Source organism: Geobacillus sp. ZGt-1 (genome assembly GCF_001026865.1).
GTDB classification, from domain to species: Bacteria; Bacillota; Bacilli; order Bacillales; family Anoxybacillaceae; genus Geobacillus; species Geobacillus thermoleovorans.
In genome coordinates, this window is sequence record NZ_LDPD01000053.1 from 1 (window position 1) to 483 (window position 483).

Consider the following 483-nt stretch of genomic DNA (forward strand, 5'->3'; position numbering starts at 1 on the left):
AAAAATCAGTTATAATATACCCGTCTGACACGCCATAAACGGTATGCATCAACAAACATGACTAGAGCCTGCCCCCAGTTCACTGGCAACCAAACAATGAACATATTCTCAAACTGGCCGCGCGTTTGATCGGTTGCACAGCGCCAAAGGCAAGGAGCGGTCTCGTTTCGATGTTTTTCCTCAAAAAACCAGGAACGGATCAAACAATCGGAATTCTCGACGTCTCGAGGGGATGGAGTCTCTCCCCTAGCCGTCCCAGCGCTTAGGTGTACATTCTTATCATGGCCCCGTAGCTCAGTGGATAGAGCGTCGGTTTCCTAAACCGTGCGTCGGAGGTTCGAATCCTCTCGGGGCCGTTCCAACGATCCGACTAGTTCGGATTAAAATTCTTAAACCCCTTGATACGACTGCGTTTGCAGTCATTTTCCATTTTTTTGGAATCCGAAAAAATACGATAGAATTTGAAAAAATTTTGCACGAATT

Annotated in this window: 1 tRNA gene; it reads left to right on the forward strand. The window is 46.6% G+C overall.

The features are described 5' to 3' along the window. Nucleotides 1-283: 283 nt before the first annotated feature. Nucleotides 284-356: transfer RNA gene (locus VU18_RS15425), tRNA-Arg, on the forward strand. Nucleotides 357-483 lie beyond the last annotated feature (127 nt).